Here is a 17,686-nt window from a genome sequence, read left to right on the forward strand (position 1 = left end):
TTGATAAAAGCTACCTACAAAAAATATATTCTCAATTTTAAAAATCCAAGTGGTACTTCTCGTGGAATTTTAAGAACAAAAGAAACTTGGTTTATCATTTTAAAGAAAGATGATAAAATAGGAATTGGAGAAACTGGGCTTTTTAGAGGTTTAAGTATAGATGATGTACCAAATTACGAAGAAAAACTAATTTGGGTTTGTAACAACATTAACAAAGGTTTAGATTTTTTATTGGCTGAAATGGCTCATTTCCCATCTATACAATTTGGTTTAGAACAAGCTTTTTTATCACTTAAAAATAATGATAAGTTTAACCTTTTTCCATCAGAATTTACCAATGGAAACAAAGCAATTTCTATAAATGGTTTAATTTGGATGGGGGAAAAGGCATTCATGAAAAACCAAATTAAAGAGAAATTAAAGTCAGGTTTTTCTTGCATTAAAATGAAAATTGGTGCTATTGATTTTGATGCTGAAATCGAATTATTAAAATCAATTAGAAAAGAGTTTTCTGCGGATGAAATTGAGTTAAGAGTTGATGCAAATGGAGCTTTTAATCCAGCAAATGCACTAGAGAAATTAAAAAGATTATCAGAATTAGAAATCCATTCTATTGAGCAACCCATTAAACAAGGTCAGCTTTTAGAAATGGCAACACTTTGCCAAAAATCACCTTTGCCTATTGCTTTAGATGAAGAGTTAATAGGTGTATTTTCATCCGAAGAAAAAAAGAAAATAATTAAAGAAATTAATCCTCAATATATTATTCTAAAACCAAGTTTAGTAGGTGGTTTTGCAGGTAGTACAGAATGGATTAAATTAGCAGAAGAAAATAAATCTGGTTGGTGGATTACTTCTGCTTTAGAAAGTAATATTGGCTTAAATGCAATTGCACAATTTACGTATACATTGCAAAATAATTTGCCTCAAGGTTTGGGTACAGGTGGTTTATTTACCAATAATTTTAATAGCCCACTAGAAGTTAAAAACGGAACATTACAATACAACCCATCTTTACATTGGAATTTTAATTTAGTTTAAAAAAACACTTATAATTTTGTGTGGTTTTAGCACAAATTCAGAAACTTAAAAACAAAAATGAACTACATACAACAAGGATATACAGGAAAATTAGGAATGTGGAAATACTTAATTATTCCTATTTTATTTTTTGGATTAATGGCATTAAATTTTTTAGCAATTTGGCTTTTAGATTTAGATGTAGAAAAAATAATGAAAGTAGAAATTGCTAAAAAAGGTGCAAATAGATTTTTGATAGAAAGTCTAGCACAATTTGCTGTAGGTTTGTTAGCTCTTTTAATTTGGGTAAAATTTATACATAAACAAACAATAACTTCTCTAACTACTTCAAGAAAAAAAATAGATTGGAAAAGAGTGTTTTTTGCTTTCTTTTTATGGGCGAGTATAACTACTATTTTTGTAGTAATAGATTTTAAAATGTCTCCAGAAAATTATCAATGGAATTTTGATTTAGATAAATTTTTAAATCTTGTTTTAATTGCAGTGCTTTTAATTCCTTTACAAACCAGTTTCGAAGAGTATTTTTTTAGAGGATATTTAATGCAGGGTTTGGGTATGGTTACTAAAAATAGATGGTTTCCATTAATTTCTACTTCTTTAGTTTTTGGCTTATTACACATTGCAAATCCAGAGGTAGCTAAATTGGGTTATGGTATTTTAGTTTATTACATTGGTACAGGTTTTTTCTTAGGTATTATAACATTAATGGACGAAGGTTTGGAGTTAGCCCTAGGTTTTCACGCAGCTAATAACTTAATTACAGCATTATTAGTAACTGCAGATTATACAGTTTTTCAAACAGATTCTTTACTAATAGATCTTTCAGAACCAGTTTTAGGTGCAGATGTATTTGTACCTGTTTTTGTAATTTTCCCTATATTAATGTTCATATTTGCTAAGGTTTATAAATGGCAAGATTGGAAAGAAAAATTAACAGGCAAAATAGAAAAACCAATTAATTTACAAGAAAATTACAGAGTTTTAGATGAAATTGGAGCAGAATAAATTTCATAAGAATTTTAAATTAAATGGAGTTTCATTTTCTTCTGTGGATGAAATTCTGAGCTTTTCTAAAAGTATTTCTGTTGATATTCATCTGTTTTTACAAAATTGGTTTTCTAATGAAATAGCAATTACTGTAAAAACTTCGGGTTCTACTGGTACTCCAAAATCAATTCAGCTTAAAAAAGAATTGATGATAAATTCTGCAAAAGCAACAGGTAATTATTTTAATTTACCCCAAAACACAAAAGCACTTTTATGTTTACCAATTGTTTATATAGCTGGTAAAATGATGCTGATTAGAGCCTTAACTTTAGGTTGGCAATTAGATGTTATCGAATCAAATTCAAATCCTTTAGAAATCATAAAAAATAAATATGATTTTTCTGCAATGGTGCCTTTACAAGTAGAAAATTCGATTTCTAAATTAAATTTGATAAAGCAATTAATTGTTGGTGGTGGAGTAGTATCAAATAGTTTACAAAACAAATTACAAACGGTTACCACTAATGTTTTCGCAACTTACGGAATGACAGAAACCATAACACATATTGCTGTTAAAAAGCTAAATAATTTTTCGAATAAGAACACTAATTTAGTAGAAAACCTGTTTTATGAAACTTTACCAAACGTAACCATTTATATTGATGAACGAAATTGTTTGGTAATAGATGCAAAAAAAGTATCCGAAGAAATTATTTTTACAAATGATGTAGTACAATTAATTTCTGATAACCATTTTAAATGGTTAGGTCGTTTTGACAATGTAATTAATTCTGGTGGCGTAAAATTACATCCAGAGAAAATTGAAGAAAAGTTATCTAAAATAATTACAAATCGTTTTTTTGTAACAGGAATTACTAATGAAAAATTAGGAGAAAAATTAATTCTAATAATTGAAGGAAATAAGCAAGAAGTTAGTTTCGAAAATTGTTCACTTTCAAAGTTCGAAAAACCCAAAGAAATTTATTTTGTTAGCAATTTCATAGAAACTGAAACAGGTAAAATCCAAAGAAAATTAACAATTCAACAAATATTACCCAATTAAATTCTATTGAAACATTAATTCAACTGTTAATTCGTCTAATAAACCATCAACTAAAAGGTTATTTTCTTCTTCAAATTTTTTGATTGCATTTAGTGTTTCAATTCTATAAACACCATCAATTTTAATTTTATGTCCTTTTTTCTTTAATTCTTTTTGTACTTCGTAAATTATAGCATTTTTAGAACCATTATATAATTTTAAATTTGAGTTATACAGATTCTTAATTTTAGAATTCTTTAATTTTTTAGTGTAAGATTCTAAATCCATTCCTTTTTCTTCTAAAAATTTAATTTCTTCATTTGTTAATCCATTTTCTTTAAGATGTAAAGAATTACCAAGTATAGCCTCATAATATTTAACTTTAGCTAATTTTTTAGCAAAATTATCTACAGCAAATTTAGTTTCTTCATCATCATCTTTAGGTGTTCTAACATCAATATTATTTGCAGACCATTGTAGCATTACATAGCTGTTTAAGTCTTCAATAGCTTCGTAATAATTATATAAAAGTTCTTTATTATAGTAAGTTTCATCTATTTTTTTATCACTTACATAATTAACATCTGGTGAATTATATCTTTTATATTGACTGTATTTTCCATAGCCAATAATTGCTACTATTATTAAAAGTAAAAAAATAATAATTTGTTTCATATGTTGGGGCTATATATTAAGTTCTTAACAAATGTATTAAAACTTTTTAGAAAAATATTGTTGTCGAAAAAGTTAATAAAAAAATCAAATGAGATAATTTAAAAAATACTTCTGTAATATCTTTGTTGATTAAAACCAGAAGAGTGTCAATAAAAGATAAGAAAAAGCATAAACATCGATTTTTAAGAAGATTTCTTAGAGTTTTACTTGGTTTCTTCATCTTTCTTTTTCTAATAGTTTTATTTATAAGAAGTCCTTGGGGGCAAAGTATAATTGTAAACAAAGCCACAAATTATATAGCTAACAAAACAAACACGGTTGTAGAAATTGATAAAGCTTTTATAACTTTTAATGGTAGTTTAGCTTTAGATGGTTTGTATTTAGAAGATAAAAAAGGAGACACTTTAATATATTCTAAATCTTTAAAAGCCAATTTACCAATTTGGGGCTTAATTAGAGGAACAAAATTAGGTGTAGATGATGTTGAATGGAATGGTTTAAAGGCAAATATTATTAGAAAAGATACAATTAATGGTTATAATTTTCAATTTTTAATTGATGCCTTAGTTACTCCAAATGCAACAGAATCAAATACTGTACAAACAGATACTATAACTACATCTCCAGAAATTGTTGTGGGTAGCTTAAATCTTAATGATTTTGATATTGTTTATACTGATATCCCTTTAGGGATAAAAAGTAGTTTTAAAATTGATGCTTTAGAAACTACAATAGAAACTATTGATGTTGAAAACATGATTTTTGAAACTGAAGAAATAAACCTTTCTGATGCAAAAATTGAATATATTCAAATGCCAGTTTTGCTTAATCCTACTGAAGAAGAAGTAGAGCTACCTAATTTATTCGCCAACCAAATTAATATAAAATATACAAGTCTTTTTTATGAAGATAAAGTAAATGAACTCACAACAAACGCAGATTTAGAAGATTTTGAGACAGATGCTTTAAGACTCAATTTAAAAGAATCAATTTTTGATATTAATTCATTAGCATTAAACAATTCTAAGATTAAAATTAACCTAAAAAACACTCAAGATTCAAGTTCTACTTCTAACTCTGAGTTTGAATGGCCAGAATTATTTGTAAATATTAATGATATTAGTTTACAAAACAATAATATTATTTATGCTGTTAATAATGATGAGATTAAAAATAATGTCTTTAATCAAAATGCAATTTCAGTTTCAGAATTTAATTTATTAGCAAATAGCATTAATTACGATAATAAAAAAGGAAGTTTAAATGTAGAGAGCTTCAATTTTAAAGAAAGTTCGGGTTTAAATTTAGATGAATTAAAATTTAAAGCGAATATTTCTGATAAAAAAATGAGTTTAAATAACTTCTTTTTTGATTTTGATAAAAATAAAGTTGCTGGTAATTTAAGCTTGAATTACACTTCATTATCAAGTTTTATTGATAATCCAGAAAATGTAAAAGTTGATTTAAATTTACCTATTATAAAGTTAAACTTAAATCCATTTTTAAATCTTCAACCAGACCTGAAAAATAATATTTACATAAATGCGCTAAGTAAAAAAACGATTACAGGTAAGTTTTTTGCAAACGGAAATTTATCAAAAATAAATATTAACAATAGTCAAATTAATTGGGGAAACACTACAAATATTATTGTTGATGGTATTGTTTTAAACCCTACAAACCCTGATAATTTACAACTTAATTTGCCTTCACTAAAAGCAACTACAACTAAAAAAGATCTTTTAAATTTTATAAATGAAAATGATTTTGGTATTCGATTACCAGAAAATATATCAATTGCTGGTAATGTAAATGGAGGTTTAAAAGATATAACTACAGAATTAAAATTAGACTCCTCTCAAGGAGCAATTGCGCTACAAGGAAAATATAATTCTAAAGAAACTATAAGTTTCGCAACAGAAATTAACATTGAAGATTATAAACTAAATGAGCTTTTAAAAAATGATCAATTAGGAGCTTTAAGTTTAAATATAAATGCTTCTGGTAATGGAGAAACCCTAAATAATTTAGATGCTTCTTTAAATGCAACTGTTACCGATTTTACTTTAAACAATTATAAAATTAAAGATGTTGCTTTAACTGGAGATTTTAAAAATGGAGTAGGAGAACTAACATCAAAATATAAGGATGATAATTTAAATTTCGATTTAAATGCATTAGTAGAATTAGACACTGTAAATACAGAAGCAAAAATTAATTTTAATATTATTGGAGCAGATTTAGGTGGCTTAAAATTAATGGACAGAAACATTAAAACGAGTTTGAATATAGATGCTAATTTTAATGGTAATTCAACTGATTATAAAACTGATCTAGAGATTGAAAATGGAGTTATTGTTTACGATAATAAAACATATTTATTAGGTAAAATTACTGCAAATGCTTTTACAAACAAAGATACAACAGCAGTTTCTGTTAAGAATAAGATGTTAAACTTAGAGTTAGAATCTAATACAGGTCCTCAGAGATTTACAACTGCATTACAAAAACATATATCAAGTTATTTTTATAGAGATGTAGTACTTACAGATACAATTTTAAACCCTGTTAATATTAAATTTAGAAGCAAAATTTCACAGACTCCTTTAATTAAAGATGTGTTTTTAGTAAATTTAAAAGATATAGATACCATAGATGTTGCTTTAGATTTTAATGAAGTAAAAAGAAAACTAGAAGCTAAAATTTCTGTGCCACATATAAATTATAATGGTAGTGAATTAGATAGTTTGGCATTTAAAATGCATACAGATAAAGAAAGTTTTAATTTTGAATTAGGTTTTAATGGCGTAAACGCAAACCCATTTAGAGTACCAAAAACAATAATTACAGGTAAACAAATAAATAATGAACTCAATTTAAAATTTGTTGGTAATGATAAAGGAAAAACCTTAATGAATGTTGGCGCAAAAATTACAGGAAGTCGTGAAAAGTTGGTTTTTTCTGTAGATCCAGAAAATTTAGTTTTAAACAATAGTATTTGGAATATTGCGAATGATAATAGCCTTATTTTAAGCAATAATAACTTATTGATTTTTAATAATTTTAAAATAAATAAAGGCAATCAATCTATAGAAATTACAGACAAAGTAGCCAATATAGAAAAAACACATATTGCAGTTAATTATAAAAATTTTAAAATTAGTGAGGTTTTAAACTACTTAAATCCTGATAAACAAATTGCAAACGGAATTTTAAATGGTAGTTTTATTTTAGAAGAACCTTTTAATGATACAGGTATTGTTGCTGATTTACAAGTAGATAAACTTAAAGTATTAAAAACAGATTTAGGTAAATTTTCTATTGATGCAAAATCTTTAGGAGGTAATAAATACGATTTTAAAGCCAATTTAAAAGAAGGTGATATTGATTTAGACTTAATAGGCGATTATGTTGTTGCAAATAATGATGCCAATTTAAATTTAAACATCAATTTAAATGAATTTAAAATGAATGCCTTAAACACACTTTCTTTAGGAGAAATTAAAGAAACAAGTGGTAGTTTTAATGGTAATTTTAAAGTAACAGGTACCACTTCTAGCCCTATATATAATGGAAATATAAACTTTAATAACGCAGATTTTAACATCACTAAATTAAATACAAAGTTCACTTTAAAGAATGAGAAGTTAACTTTAGATAATGATGGTTTGTATTTATCTAAATTCACCATTTTAGATGCTAAGAAAAACGCATTAGTATTATCTGGTAAAATCTTAACAGAAAGTTTTATCAACCCTAAGTTTGATTTAAAATTAACTGCGAAAAACTTTAGATTTCTAAATGCTGATAAAAAAGATAATCCTTCATTTTATGGTTTAGCAACATTTAATGCAAAAGCAGATTTAACAGGAGATTTACAAATACCAAAATTATCAGCAAATGTAACTGTAGGTTCAGATACAGATGTAACTTATGTTTTGCCTGCAACTTATGCAAGTGTAGAAAATAGAGATGATGTTGTGGTTTTTGTAAATAGAGAAAACCCAGATGCTATACTTACACAAACCGAAGAAAAATCTGCAACAATTACAGGGTTTGATATTTTTACAAAATTAAATATTAGTAAAGATGCTGCAATAACTGTTGTTATTGATGAGGAAACAGGAGATAATTTTAATGTTTCTGGAGAAGGAGAATTTCTTTTTAATATGGTGCCAAATGGTAGAATATCTTTAACAGGTACTTACGAAATTTCAGATGGCCATTATGAGTTAAATTTATATAGTTTAGTAAATAGAAGATTCAATCTAGTTCCTGGAGGACGAGTTTCTTGGTCAGGAGATCCTTTTGATGCAAATTTAGATGTTAGTGCTGTTTACAATATAGAAACAACTGCATCTGCTTTAATGGCATCTCAAATTTCTGATGAAGATGCATCTGTTCAAAATAAATTTAAACAGGTTTTACCATTTTATGTCTACTTAAATATTGATGGTAATCTATTACAGCCAGAAATATCTTTTAGTTTAGATATGCCAGAAGAAGAACAAGGTGCTGTAAGTGGCCAAGTTTATGGTAGAGTACAACAAGTAAATGAACAAGAAGAAGAATTAAATAAACAAGTTTTTTCATTATTAGTTTTAAATCGATTTTATCCAGATTCTGGAAGTGATGGTAGTTCTGGTGGTTTTGCAACAATTGCAAGAGACAATTTAAATGATGCTGTTTCTGGGCAATTAAATGCTTTTTCTGATAAAATTTTAGGAAATTCTGGTATAGAATTAAATTTCGATTTAAATAGTTATACAGATTATCAAGGTACATCTGCTACAGACAGAACACAATTGGGGGTTACTGCTCAGAAAAAACTATTTGATGATAGATTAACAGTTAGAGTAGGTAGTGATGTAGATATACAAGGTAGCAGCCAAACAGGTGAAGAAACACCTTTAATTGGTAATGTTAGCTTAGAATACAAACTTTCTGAAGATGGTAGATTTAGGCTAAAAGGATTTAGAAAAAGTGAGTTCGAAAATGTTATTGATGGGCAAACCATTGTAAACGGAATTGCGCTAATTTTTACCCAAGAATTTAACGAATTTAGAGCACTTTGGAACGCCATTTTTAAAGCTGAAAGTGATAAGGTTGAAAAAGAAAAAGCTTTAGCAGAAGAAAAATTAAGTGACAAAGAAGAAAAAACAAACAATAGTTTAGAAAAGAAAAAAAATTAATAATTGAAAAATTTGTTGAAAAATAGTGTCTTAGTTTTAGTGGTAACTTTTATGTTATACTCCTGCAGTATAAATAAATTTATACCAGAAGGTAAAAGATTATATACAGGTGCTACCATTAAAATGGATGCAGATTCTGCTGTGCCACAACCCAAAAAGCTAAAAGAAAACTTAACTCAAGTTTTAAGGCCAGAACCAAATTCAAAATTTTTAGGGATGCATTTGGGTTTGTATTACTATTATAAAAATCAGAAAGAGAAAACAAATTTTATTAATAGATGGCTATTTAAACAATTTGGTGAAGAACCTGTTTATCAATCTGATGTAGAGAATTTAGAAGTAGAAGAAATTTTATTAAATAGATTAGAAAACAATGGTTTTTTCTACAGCTCTGCAGCATCTTCTTTTACAGAATCAGAAAAAAGAGCTTCAATAGAATATCAACTAAAAGTAAAAGAGCCTTACACAATGGCTAATTATAAAGTAGATAGTTTTACGAAACCAATTTATAAAGAAATAAAAAAGCTAAGTTCAACATCGCCTTTTGAAAAAAATATGCGTTTTGATTTAGGTAATTTAAAATTAGAAAGACAAAGATTAGATAGCGAATTGAAAGATAAAGGGTATTATAATTTTAATAGTAATTTTTTAATTTTCGAAGCAGATACCAATCAATATAAAAATAAAAAATTCGACCTTTTTTTAAAGTTGAAAAAAGATGTGCCAGAAAAAGCAATAATTCCTTTTAAGGTTAAAACAATCAACGTTTATCCTAATTATAATTTAAGAGATTCTACTACTAATGAGCCAAATAGATTCGAAAATAAAAATTATTATCAGAATGAAGTTTTCTTTAAACCTAAATATTTAGATGATTTTATCACCTTAAAAGAAGGCGAATATTACAACCCAAATACATCAAAAAACACAGCAAGACGATTATCTACAATTGGTGCTTATAAATATGTAAACATTCAATACAAAGAAATAGATACTGTGGCCAATGATAATGAAGGTGCTTTAGAAGCCAACATATTCTTATCACCATTAACAAAACGTGCAATTCGTGCAGAATTACAAGCGGTTACAAAATCTAATAATTTTGCAGGGCCAACATTAGGTTTAGTTTTTAGTAATAGAAATGTTTTTGGTGGTGGAGAAACCCTAAATCTTAGTTCTAGTGTTGGTTATGAAACTCAAGTTTCTTCTGGTGATAATTCTGGTTTAAGTAGTTTAGAATTAGAATTAAAATCAGAATTAATTTTTCCTAGAGTTATTGCTCCTTTTTCTATTAATGAAGATTTTTTTGAGTATTCAATCCCAAAAACAAAAACCAGTTTAAGTGCAACATATTTAGATCGAAGTGAGCTGTATACATTGCTTTCTGGTACTGTACTTTTTGGTTATGTGTGGAATGCAAATAAATACATTACTTATGAGTTTAACCCTATTTCTGTAAATTATACCAGACTTTCTAATTCTACACCAGAGTTTGAACAAATTTTAGAAGATAATCCATTTTTATCGCAAAGTTTTGAGCAGCAATTTATTTCTGGTTTAACATTTTCATTTACTTATAACGAAATGTTGTCAGCAAATAAAACGCATCAATTTTATATGAATACTAATTTAGATGTTGCAGGGAGTTCGATAAGCTTACTTGCAAAAGAAACTACAGAAGGTGAACCAAAAGAGTTTTTAGGTTTAGAATATGCACAATATGCTAAAGCAGATGTGGATTTAAAATATCATTTTAATTTTGGGAATAATAAAGAGCAAACTTTGGCTGCAAGAATTTTTGCAGGTTATGGTTTAGCTTATGGTAATTCTGATGTAATCCCTTTTGTAAAACAATATTTTTCTGGAGGCCCTTATAGTGTTAGAGCTTTTAATACGCGTTCTTTAGGTCCTGGAACTTACTCTGGCACAGATAGTGAAAATAGCACAACATTTTTTGATAGATCAGGTAATATTCGTTTAGAAGCAAATATAGAATATCGTTTTCCTATTTATTCTTTCTTTAAAGGAGCATTTTTTGTTGATGCTGGTAATGTTTGGAATTCAGTAGAAAACCCAACATTTAATGGTACAGATAAATTTAGTTCTAATTTTATAAATGAGTTGGGTATGGGTGCAGGTTTTGGTTTAAGAATAGATGTACAAGGTTTTGTAATTCGTTTTGATTTGGCAGCACCTTTTCACGATCCTTCTTTACCAGAAGGTGAACGTTTAGATTTTAGAGTAGACGAACCCGTTTTTAACTTTGCAATTGGGTATTCGTTTTAAATAAAAGAGTAATAATTAAAAACCATGAGAAATTTTTTCGAGCTCATTATGGTTTATAATTTTAATGTCTTTACCTTTAAAAACTATAATTTCTTTCTTTTTTAAGTTTGATAATAAACGAATTGCAGATTCAGTAGCTGTACCAATTATGTTTGCGATATCTTCTCTAGAAAGTTGAATATCTAAAGTGCCTTCATTGGTCGTTCCGAATTTTTCTTCTAAATTTAGTAAAGCTTCTGCTAAACGTTGTTTAACCGTTTTTTGAGCCATATCAACAATCAGATTATCCGCATTTTTTAAAGAATTTGCCATAGTTTTTAAAACATCCATAGTAAAATTAGGATTCTTTTCTAAATCTCTAATAATTTCAGTTTTGGGTATAAAACAAATTTCTAAATCGTTTAAAGCAACAGCATTTAGGTTAGATACTTCATCAGAAATTAAACTTCTTTCTCCAATTAAATCTCCACGATGAACCAAGTTTACAATTTGATTTTTACCATTTTCACTCATTTTAGAAACCTTACAAATACCATCTTTAATACAAAAAACACCATTTATATGTTCACCTTCAACAAATAAAGGTTCACCTTTTTTTATAATTTTAGAAGTTTTACAAGCAGACATTCTTACTAATTCATCTTTAGAAAGATGTTTTAAAGAATTAAACTTACGTACAATACATTGTTCACATTTGCTCATTATATATATAATTTAGAACCTGTTGCAAGATAAAAAAAAGCTGATAAATATCATATTTTATCTATAATACTTATCAGAAATTTGTGGCAGGCAAAAAGAGTAAATATGAATACTACACTATGTTATCATTGTGGAGATTCTTGTAATGAAAATACAATAAAATTAGACGATAAAAACTTCTGTTGTAATGGTTGTAAAACTGTTTATGAAATTTTTTCTGAGAATGACTTAACTTGTTATTACGATTTTCAAGAAAACCCTGGTGCAATTCCTACTGAAATTCAAGGTAAATATGATTTTTTAGACAATAAAAAAATCATAGAAAAATTGTTGGAATTTAATGATGATAATACCCAAATTATAACCTTATACATACCTCATATACATTGTAGTTCTTGTATTTGGGTTTTAGAAAATTTAAACAAATTAAATCCTAAAATATCTACTTCTCAAGTAGATTTTCCAAAAAAAACAGTTCGTGTTTCTTACATTAGTAACTTAACATCACTTAAAGAAATAGTAATTTTATTAAGCTCAATTGGTTACGAACCTTATATAAGTTTAGAAGATTACGAAACAGGTAAAAAAAAGGTTGATAGAAGTTTAATATACAAATTAGGTATTGCAGGTTTTGCCTTTGGTAACGTAATGTTTCTGTCTTTTCCAGAATATTTTGAAGTGGATGGGTTTTGGTTAGAAAAGTATAAAAATATCTTTAGATGGTTAATGTTTGTCTTTTCTTTACCTGTAGTTTTTTACGCTGCAAACGATTATTTTATTTCTGCTTTTAAAGGTTTACGTTCTAAAATTTTAAATATTGATGTTCCTATTGCACTTGGTATTTCTGTACTTTTTATAAGAAGTTCAATCGAAATTATTTTCGATTTAGGAACTGGTTTTTTTGATAGTTTAACTGGTTTGGTTTTCTTTTTATTATTGGGTAAATTTTTTCAGCAAAAAACGTATAATTTCTTATCTTTTGAACGCGATTATAAATCGTATTTCCCAATAGCTGTCACAAGAATTTTATCAGATAAAAAAGAAGAAAATGTTCAGATTTATGATGTTAAAAAAGGAGATCGACTTTTAATTAGAAATCAAGAATTAATACCTGTAGACGGAATTTTAATCAACGGAAATGCACAAATAGATTACAGTTTTGTTACAGGAGAAGCAGAGCCAGTAACAAAAAAATCTGGTGATAAGTTATTTGCTGGTGGTAAACAATTATCTGGTGTTTTAGAAATGGAAGTTTTGTCTTCTGTTTCACAAAGCTATTTAACGCAATTATGGAGTAATGATGTTTTTAAAAATGATAAAACATCTTCATTTAAAACTTTAACAGATAAAATAAGTAAAAATTTTACGATTATAGTTTTATCAATAGCATTTTTAACAACTGTATTTTGGTTGTTTTTTGATGCTACCAAAGCTTTAAACGTTTTTACAGCTGTATTAATTATTGCTTGTCCTTGTGCAATAGCATTAGCAGCTCCTTTTACTTTAGGAAATTTATTACGCATTTTTGGTAAGCAAAAATTTTATTTAAAAAACGCAACTGTAATTGAACAATTAGCAAGTATAAATTCAATAATTTTTGATAAAACAGGTACCTTAACAACAAACAAAGAGAGTACAATTACTTATGATGGAACACCTTTAAATCAGCAAGAAAAAAGGATTTTAAAAAGTAGTTTAAGAGCTTCTAATCACCCATTAAGTAGAACTTTATACAATTCATTTAAAGATATAGAAGTTTTAGAATTAGAAGATTATAATGAATTTTTAGGTAAAGGAATACAAAGTGAATATCAACATGACAAACTAAAATTAGGTTCAGCTTCTTTTGTAAATAATAATGTAAATAGTTCTTCTTTTGATACTTCTGTACACATCAATTTTAATGATACTTATAAAGGAAAATTTACGTTTAAAAATTCTTATAGAAATGGTGTAAAAGAAATTTTTAATTCATTTGAAAGTAATTATAATTTAGCAGTAGTTTCTGGTGATAATGAAGGTGAAAGAACTTATTTAAAAGAATTTTTACCAAAAGAAACGACATTATTATTCAATCAAAAACCAGACGATAAGTTAAAGGTTGTAGAAAACCAGCAAAAAACATTAAAAAAAGTAGCCATGATTGGTGATGGTTTAAATGATGCTGGTGCACTTGCTCAAAGTAATGTAGGTATTGCTTTATCAGAAAATATAAACGTTTTTTCACCTGCTTGCGATGCTATTTTAGATGCTTCACAATTTCATAAATTAGAACAATTTTTTAAAGCATCTAAAAAAGCGATAACTATAATAAAATATTGTTTTGTACTTTCACTCTGTTATAATATTGTAGGCTTGTATTTTGCAATTACTGGTCAGTTAATGCCTGTAATTGCAGCAATTTTAATGCCTTTAAGTTCTATTAGTATTGTGATTTTCACAACCATTTCTACTAATTTAGTAGGTAAAAAATTAAATAAAAGTTATGCAAATAAATAAATATATAGATCACACTTTATTAAAAGCTACAGCAACAAAAAAAGATATTATTAAAATTTGTGATGAAGCAAAACAGTACAGTTTTTATGCTGTTTGTGTTAATGGTTGTTATGTAGATTTAGTAAAACAAAACTTAAAAAATACAGATGTAAAAATTGCAGCTGTAATTGGTTTTCCTTTAGGTGCAATGACTACAAAAGCAAAAGTTTTTGAAGCCGAAAATTGTATTGAAAATGGAGCATCAGAAATAGATATGGTTTTAAATGTAGGTAAATTATTAGACAATGAATTTGAATATATTGAAAATGAAATTCGATTAATAAAAAAAGCCATTGGTAACAAAATATTAAAAGTAATTTTAGAAACTTGTTATTTAAGTAATAAACAAATAGAAAAAGCTTGTGAATTAGCTGTAAATGCTGGTGCAGATTTTGTAAAAACTTCTACTGGTTTTGGTACAAATGGAGCAACATTAGCACATGTAGAATTAATGAAGAGTATTGTAAAAGATAAAGTACAAATTAAAGCTTCTGGGGGAATTAAAAATATAGAAATAGCCAAAAAATACATTGCACTTGGGGCAACTCGTTTAGGAACTTCTTCAGGAGTTTTATTGGTTACTCAAGGAATATCAGAAAAAAATGCCTACTAATTATGAGTGTACATATAAATGCAAAAAAAGGTCAAATAGCAGAAACAGTTTTATTACCTGGAGATCCTTTAAGAGCAAAATGGATTGCAGATACCTTTTTAGAAGATGTTGTTTTATATAATGAAGTTCGTGGAATGTTAGGATTTACAGGTACTTACAAAGGGAAAAAAATTTCTGTACAAGGTACAGGAATGGGCATCCCATCAACTTTAATTTATACTCATGAATTGATTAATAATTTTGGTGTAAAAAACTTAATTAGAGTGGGTTCTGCTGGTTCTTATCAAAAAGAAATTAAAATTAGAGATATTGTTATTGCAATGTCTGCTTCTACAAATTCAGGATTAAATACAATTCGTTTTAATGGTGCAGATTATGCACCAACTGCAAGTTTTCAATTATTTAAGAAAGCCATGGAAATTGCAGACAATAAAAATATACCTATTAAAGCTGGTGGTATTTTAAGTTCTGATGAGTTTTATGCTGATGATTTTGAGAGCTATAAAAAATGGGCAGAATACGGAATTTTATGTGTAGAAATGGAAACTTCTGGCTTATATACCATTGCTGCTAAATACAATGTAAATGCGTTATCTATTCTTACAATTTCTGATAGCTTAGTCACAAAACAAAAAACTACAGCAGAAGAAAGAGAACATACTTTTAAAGAAATGATAGAAATAGCATTAGAAATCAACTAAAAATATTATGAAAAAGAAATCATTAGTTCAAAAGTATAATGTTCCAGGGCCAAGATATACTAGTTATCCAACAGTACCTTTTTGGGATGAAAATACATTTACAAAACAAAAATGGATTGAGAGTTTTAAAAAATCATTTGTAGAAAGTAATCAAAAAGAAGGGATTAGTTTATACATTCATTTACCATTTTGCGAGAGTTTATGTACGTTTTGTGCATGTCATAAACACATTACTAAAAGGCACGAAGTAGAAGAAGACTATATAAAATCGGTTTTAAAAGAATGGCAACTATATGTCAACTTGTTAGATGAAACTCCAATTATAAAAGAACTACATTTAGGTGGTGGTACTCCTACTTTTTTTTCTAAAGAAAACTTAGAATATTTGTTAGACGGAATATTCGCAAACTCAGAAAAACATTCAGAAGCAGAGTTTAGTTTTGAAGGGCACCCAAGTAATACTACTAAAGCACAATTAAAAACTTTATACAATTGTGGTTTTACAAGAGTAAGTTTTGGAGTACAAGATTATAATGAAAAAGTACAAAAAGCAATCCACAGAATACAATCTTTTCAGGCTGTAGCTCAAGTTACAAGTTGGGCTAGAGAAATAGGTTACACTTCTGTAAGTCACGATTTAATTTTCGGCTTGCCACATCAAACAAAAGAAAATGTAATTTACACTATAAATAAAACCAAAGAATTACAACCAGACAGAATTTCATTTTACAGTTATGCACACGTACCTTGGGTAAAAGGTGTAGGCCAAAGAGGTTTTAATGAAAATGATTTACCAAAAGATGATGAAAAGAGAGCACTTTATGAATTAGGGAAACAACTTTTTACAGATTTAGGTTACGAAGAAATTGGTATGGACCATTTTGCATTAAAAACAGACAGTTTATATAAAGCCACCATCAATAAAACTTTGCATCGAAATTTTATGGGGTACACATCAAACAAAACACAATTAATGATTGGTTTAGGTATGTCTGCAATTTCTGATTCTTGGTACGGATTTGCACAAAATGTAAAAACGGTAAAAGAATATCAAGAAATAGTAAATGCTGGAGAAATTCCTGTTTTTAGGGGGCATATTTTATCAAAAGAAGATAGAATTATAAGAAAACACATTTTAAATATAATGTGTAACTTTTATACTTCTTGGGATAAAACATCTACAAAAATAGAAAATATTGATGATCATTTAGATTTATTAAAACCTTTAATAGAAGATGACCTCGTAATCATAAATGATAATTCTATAACAATACCAGTAAATGCAAGACCATTTGTAAGAAATATTTGCATGGCTTTTGATAAAAAACTGATAAATCAAAAAGTTAAGAAAAAGTTATTTTCTATGACTATTTAAAAAAACAGGAGATTTTATTTTGATATAAAATAAGTTTTTTCTAAATTTATATCAACTTTAAATACCCCCCTAATGAAAAGTAATAGAATCAAATACCTTAGAACCTTAATTTTACTTCGCAAATTTTCAGGTGCCTTATTAAAATTTTCAATTTTTATTTTAAGTATCACATTTGTTTTTGGCTCATTTTAGATTAGTTTTTACTATTCTAAAAAGATTGTAATTTTAAAGAAAGCAGCATATCCAGATGATATGCTGCTTTTTTTTGAAAAAAAAATTAGAATATGATAAAAGTCATATTTTAAAAAAGTAATCAAAACTATTTTTGGTGTATTAATTATCAGGCAAGATATGAGCGTAATATACCTACTACTAGCACTAAGTATTTTAGTGGCAATTGTATTCTTTTTCGCATTTATTTATTCAGTAAAAAAAGGGCAGTATGATGATTCTTATACACCTTCAGTAAGAATGTTGTTTGATGATGAACTTGTAAAAGAAAACAATAAAAATTAATTAGACTTTTAAACATCA

Annotated in this window: 12 protein-coding genes; 10 read left to right on the top strand and 2 right to left on the bottom strand. The window is 27.2% G+C overall.

Features of this window, described 5'->3' with window-relative positions:
- The 3 genes from KO506_RS16595 to KO506_RS16605 are packed head-to-tail and all read left to right on the top strand — an operon-like array spanning position 1 to position 3,091.
- Positions 1-1,041 carry an o-succinylbenzoate synthase gene (locus tag KO506_RS16595; RefSeq protein ID WP_215996052.1) on the top strand — a complete coding sequence of 347 codons (1,041 nt, stop codon included), beginning with the start codon at positions 1-3 and terminating at the stop codon, positions 1,039-1,041.
- 57 nt (positions 1,042-1,098) lie between these two features.
- The gene (locus tag KO506_RS16600) at positions 1,099-2,046 is read left to right on the top strand and encodes a CPBP family intramembrane glutamic endopeptidase (RefSeq protein WP_215996053.1); all 948 of its coding nucleotides are present in this window, start codon (positions 1,099-1,101) and stop codon (positions 2,044-2,046) included.
- Entirely contained in the window at positions 2,027-3,091 is a 1,065-nt protein-coding gene (locus KO506_RS16605) for an AMP-binding protein (RefSeq protein WP_215996054.1), read from the top strand. Before KO506_RS16600 ends, KO506_RS16605 begins: the two co-directional genes overlap by 20 nt.
- 3 nt (positions 3,092-3,094) lie before the next feature.
- On the opposite strand, the gene KO506_RS16610 is transcribed toward KO506_RS16605, so the two are convergent.
- Positions 3,095-3,745, bottom strand: coding sequence for a peptidoglycan-binding domain-containing protein (locus tag KO506_RS16610; protein WP_215996055.1), 651 nt, complete (start codon positions 3,743-3,745; stop codon positions 3,095-3,097).
- Positions 3,746-3,888: 143 nt separating this feature from the next.
- Between KO506_RS16610 and KO506_RS16615 the strand changes: the two genes are divergently transcribed.
- Complete coding sequence (locus KO506_RS16615) at positions 3,889-8,937, top strand: translocation/assembly module TamB domain-containing protein (RefSeq protein WP_215996056.1); 5,049 nt, start codon at positions 3,889-3,891, stop codon at positions 8,935-8,937.
- Between the two features lie 51 nt (positions 8,938-8,988).
- The gene (locus KO506_RS16620; RefSeq protein WP_215996057.1) at positions 8,989-11,223 is read left to right on the top strand and encodes a BamA/TamA family outer membrane protein; all 2,235 of its coding nucleotides are present in this window, start codon (positions 8,989-8,991) and stop codon (positions 11,221-11,223) included.
- Between the two features lie 15 nt (positions 11,224-11,238).
- On the opposite strand, the gene KO506_RS16625 is transcribed toward KO506_RS16620, so the two are convergent.
- Positions 11,239-11,925, bottom strand: a complete 687-nt coding sequence (locus KO506_RS16625) for a Crp/Fnr family transcriptional regulator (RefSeq protein ID WP_215996058.1) — start codon at positions 11,923-11,925, stop codon at positions 11,239-11,241.
- Positions 11,926-12,030: 105 nt separating this feature from the next.
- On the opposite strand from KO506_RS16625, the gene KO506_RS16630 reads away from it, so the two are divergent.
- The 5 genes from KO506_RS16630 to ccoS all read left to right on the top strand — a co-directional run bounded on the left by KO506_RS16630 (position 12,031) and on the right by ccoS (position 17,668).
- The gene (locus KO506_RS16630; protein ID WP_215996059.1) at positions 12,031-14,424 is read left to right on the top strand and encodes a heavy metal translocating P-type ATPase; all 2,394 of its coding nucleotides are present in this window, start codon (positions 12,031-12,033) and stop codon (positions 14,422-14,424) included.
- Positions 14,411-15,076, top strand: coding sequence for a deoxyribose-phosphate aldolase (gene deoC / locus KO506_RS16635; protein WP_215996060.1), 666 nt, complete (start codon positions 14,411-14,413; stop codon positions 15,074-15,076). The genes KO506_RS16630 and deoC overlap by 14 nt, the downstream gene beginning before the upstream one ends.
- A 2-nt stretch (positions 15,077-15,078) precedes the next feature.
- The gene (deoD, locus tag KO506_RS16640) at positions 15,079-15,777 is read left to right on the top strand and encodes a purine-nucleoside phosphorylase (RefSeq protein WP_215996061.1); all 699 of its coding nucleotides are present in this window, start codon (positions 15,079-15,081) and stop codon (positions 15,775-15,777) included.
- Positions 15,778-15,784: 7 nt separating this feature from the next.
- Positions 15,785-17,152, top strand: coding sequence for an oxygen-independent coproporphyrinogen III oxidase (gene hemN / locus KO506_RS16645; RefSeq protein ID WP_215996062.1), 1,368 nt, complete (start codon positions 15,785-15,787; stop codon positions 17,150-17,152).
- Positions 17,153-17,503: 351 nt separating this feature from the next.
- Positions 17,504-17,668: a cbb3-type cytochrome oxidase assembly protein CcoS gene (gene ccoS / locus KO506_RS16650; protein ID WP_215996063.1), complete on the top strand. Its 165-nt coding sequence runs from the start codon at positions 17,504-17,506 to the stop codon at positions 17,666-17,668.
- Positions 17,669-17,686 lie beyond the last annotated feature (18 nt).

Origin of the sequence: Polaribacter vadi (assembly GCF_018861005.1) — a bacterium.
GTDB classification, from domain to species: domain Bacteria; phylum Bacteroidota; class Bacteroidia; order Flavobacteriales; family Flavobacteriaceae; genus Polaribacter; species Polaribacter vadi_A.

What these genes read in the sequence shown, in the direction of transcription:
- KO506_RS16600 (WP_215996053.1), top strand. Translation starts at nt 1,099, where the DNA reads ATGAACTACATACAACAAGGATATACAGGAAAATTAGGAATGTGGAAA.
- KO506_RS16605 (WP_215996054.1), top strand. Translation starts at nt 2,027, where the DNA reads ATGAAATTGGAGCAGAATAAATTTCATAAGAATTTTAAATTAAATGGA.
- KO506_RS16610 (WP_215996055.1), bottom strand. Translation starts at nt 3,745, where the DNA reads ATGAAACAAATTATTATTTTTTTACTTTTAATAATAGTAGCAATTATT.
- KO506_RS16620 (WP_215996057.1), top strand. Translation starts at nt 8,989, where the DNA reads ATGTTATACTCCTGCAGTATAAATAAATTTATACCAGAAGGTAAAAGA.
- KO506_RS16625 (WP_215996058.1), bottom strand. Translation starts at nt 11,925, where the DNA reads ATGAGCAAATGTGAACAATGTATTGTACGTAAGTTTAATTCTTTAAAA.
- KO506_RS16630 (WP_215996059.1), top strand. Translation starts at nt 12,031, where the DNA reads ATGAATACTACACTATGTTATCATTGTGGAGATTCTTGTAATGAAAAT.
- deoC (WP_215996060.1), top strand. Translation starts at nt 14,411, where the DNA reads ATGCAAATAAATAAATATATAGATCACACTTTATTAAAAGCTACAGCA.
- deoD (WP_215996061.1), top strand. Translation starts at nt 15,079, where the DNA reads ATGAGTGTACATATAAATGCAAAAAAAGGTCAAATAGCAGAAACAGTT.
- hemN (WP_215996062.1), top strand. Translation starts at nt 15,785, where the DNA reads ATGAAAAAGAAATCATTAGTTCAAAAGTATAATGTTCCAGGGCCAAGA.
- ccoS (WP_215996063.1), top strand. Translation starts at nt 17,504, where the DNA reads ATGAGCGTAATATACCTACTACTAGCACTAAGTATTTTAGTGGCAATT.